The following is a 2,784-nucleotide window of genomic DNA, read 5'->3' as shown; positions in this document are numbered from 1 at the left end:
CATGATCAATTTATCTGGAGTAAGTCTGGGGGATGATGCGTTTCGGATATTCCTGATTGAGCAGCTGGCTAATTTTCATTTGTCATCCCAGTGCATCTGTTTTGAAATTACTGAAACAGCCGCTGTGAGAAATTTGAGCCAGGCGGCTGAGTTTATGCATCACTTAAAAAAATTAGGTTTTTCCTTTGCCCTAGATGATTTTGGTAGTGGCATGTCGTCCTTTGCCTACCTCAAAACACTGCCGGTGGATTATGTGAAGATTGACGGTAAATTTATTACCGATATGGCCCTTGATGAGGCTGCGATCGCAATTGTTGAAGCCATTCACAATGTCGCTCAAGTCATGGGTCTGCAGACCATTGCTGAATTTGTTGAAACTAAAGAGCTGTCTGGTCTGGTGCAAACAATTGATATCGATTTGATGCAGGGGTACTACATTGCAGAACCCTCTCCGCTGATATAGGCATAGCACAGGAGCTGAGGCTTTTAGCCACACAGCACCTCAGCGTGGTGCCTGACATGATCTTCCATAAATGTGGCAATAAAGTAGTAACCATGGTCGTACCCTTCCTGCATTCTCAGCGTTAGCGGTTGACCCGCCGCCTCACAGGCCGCTTTAAATACCTCAGGCTTTAGCTGCTGTTGCTCTAAAAACGGATCGGCTAAGCCCTGGTCAATCAGGATGGGGCGTCTGGGCTGGGCATGCTGTTTGATTAATTCACTAGCATCATAGGCAGCCCAGGTAGCTTGATCAGACCCTAGATAGCTGCCCAGGGCCTTTTTTCCCCAAGCGCACTGACTGGGAGCCGCAATGGGAGCAAAGGCTGAAATGGACTGATATTTCTCAGGATTCCGCAGACCGCACACCAGCGCACCGTGACCCCCCATGGAATGGCCAAAGATTCCCTGTTTATGAGAATCCACTGAAAAGTTTGCCTGGATGAGGGCGGGCAGCTCCTTAGTCACATAGCTGTACATGCGGTAGTTCTTAGCCCACGGTTCTTCGGTGGCATCCACATAGAAACCAGCGCCGCTGGCAAAGTCCCAGCCCTCTTCGTCAGGCACATTCTCCCCACGGGGGCTGGTATCTGGGGCCACCAGCATGAGGCCGTGGTGGGCGGCGTAGCGCTGGGCTCCAGCTTTGGTGATGAAATTTTGCTCGTTGCAGGTCAGGCCCGATAGGTAGTAAAGCACAGGCACCGGTTTGCTCTTAGCCTGGGGCGGCACATAGACCGCAAACGTCATGGTGCACTGACACTGCTCAGACGGATGGCTATGGATACTGACGGTGCCACCAAAGCAGCCATGCTGGCTCAGTAATGTCAGTGTTTCACCTGTTTCATTGGCCATGATTCACTCCAGTGTCTTGCTGCTCTGTGCCCAATCCGATCCTGAGAGTAAGCCCCCATGCTCGTAAATTGTGCCAAAACCCTACCACGACTACTAGCCTGGCTGTGTCTTTCCCTTCAGATTGAGCGCTCTCAGCCCTTTCTCAGGCTGTCCTTATTTCCGTTACATAGTTCTCAGGGGTTTTTCAAACCCTCCTCAGCGGAGAATTACCCCTCTCACCAACAATCCTTATGCAGGGGGATGCCCTTTCTGTGTTGTCGGGTGCCGCCGATCGTTTGATTGATTGGGGGCACGACCGTGGGCAGGGCACTTGTATGGCCACTGAAGTTCTATCATTCTAGTTATGACTATGTTTGCTCTCCGTTCTCACCGCTTAGCCTTAGCGGCTGTGGGGACTGTGACCGCTGTGACCGCAACAGCGACGGCGGCCTCTGCCGCTACGCTGCGGGTAACCGTTGAGAACCTGGCACCGATTAACGGTGGATTTTTAACACCTGCATGGGTCGGCTTCCACGATGGCACCTTTGATCTTTACGATCGGAATGAATCACTGGATGACTTTGCTGGCTTAGAGTCTCTGGTAGAAGACGGAGATACGACTGCGCTAACGACTGCCTTTGCCGCAGAAGAGCCCGGTGGTGTTCAGGCTACGTTGCTCAGCGATGGGCCGCCGCCCTTGGAGCCTGGCGAACTGACTAGCTTTACCTTGGATGTGGATCCGGCGACTAATCAGTACTTTAGCTACGCCTCCATGGTGATTCCCAGCAACGATGCCTTTATTGCCAATGGCAATCCGCTGGCCCATGAAATCTTTGATGATGCGGGTAATTTTTTGGGGGCTGACTTTGTCGTTCTGGGCAATGAAGTGCTAGATGGCGGCACCGAAGTCAATGATGAACTGCCTTTCAGTACGGCATTTTTGGGGCAGGCTGCTCCCAATACGGGCACCGATGAAAATGGCGTGGTGACAGAGCACCCCGGTTTGAATGCAGGGATTATTCTGGGCACTACAGACTCTAGTGCCCTCAATGGTCTACCGCTAAACTTTACCGGTGCTGACTTCACGGCGTCTGGTTACCAGGTGGCTCGCTTCCGGGTAGAGCTGGTGGATGATGTGGATGTCCCTGAGCCTGGGACGATTCTTGGGCTGATGGCGGTAGGTGGTTTGGTAGTTGCTAGCCGCCAGCGTAAGCAGACTGCCTAAGCGCCTCTACGATCCTACTGATCACACACACGAACACAATTGAGCCAAACCGGGAGAGCGTCAGTTCTCCTTTTTTTATCTTCTTTAGGGCGCATCCATTGCACTGACTTTTCCTATTAAGTCTGGTTCGCTAGTTGCCAACCTTCAACCAGGCCCTGTAACTTTGCCCATCCTTTCCAAAGGACTTGAATCCCGATAGGTGTTTTCCGTCGATGTTCTAAATACCCTCC

General features: G+C 51.9%; 3 protein-coding genes. 2 read left to right on the top strand and 1 reads right to left on the bottom strand.

Annotated features, from left to right (window positions below):
• On the top strand, nt 1-463 hold a 463-nt coding region (locus tag IQ260_RS29550; RefSeq protein WP_193996627.1), incomplete at its 5' end, for an EAL domain-containing protein.
• A 23-nt stretch (nt 464-486) separates the two neighbouring features.
• Here the strand turns inward: IQ260_RS29550 and fghA are convergent.
• A complete protein-coding gene (fghA, locus tag IQ260_RS29545) occupies nt 487-1,350 on the bottom strand; it encodes an S-formylglutathione hydrolase (protein WP_193996626.1) in 864 nt (287 codons plus the stop codon).
• A 349-nt stretch (nt 1,351-1,699) separates the two neighbouring features.
• On the opposite strand from fghA, the gene IQ260_RS29540 reads away from it, so the two are divergent.
• Nucleotides 1,700-2,554, top strand: coding sequence for a spondin domain-containing protein (locus IQ260_RS29540; RefSeq protein WP_228016556.1), 855 nt, complete (start codon nt 1,700-1,702; stop codon nt 2,552-2,554).
• The last annotated feature ends 230 nt before the right edge of the window (nt 2,555-2,784 follow it).

Source organism: Leptolyngbya cf. ectocarpi LEGE 11479, assembly GCF_015207065.1.
Lineage (GTDB): Bacteria > Cyanobacteriota > Cyanobacteriia > Phormidesmidales > Phormidesmidaceae > Leptothoe > Leptothoe ectocarpi.
Note: the sequence above shows the minus strand (reverse complement) of the source record. Positions and strands in the feature narration are given on the sequence as shown.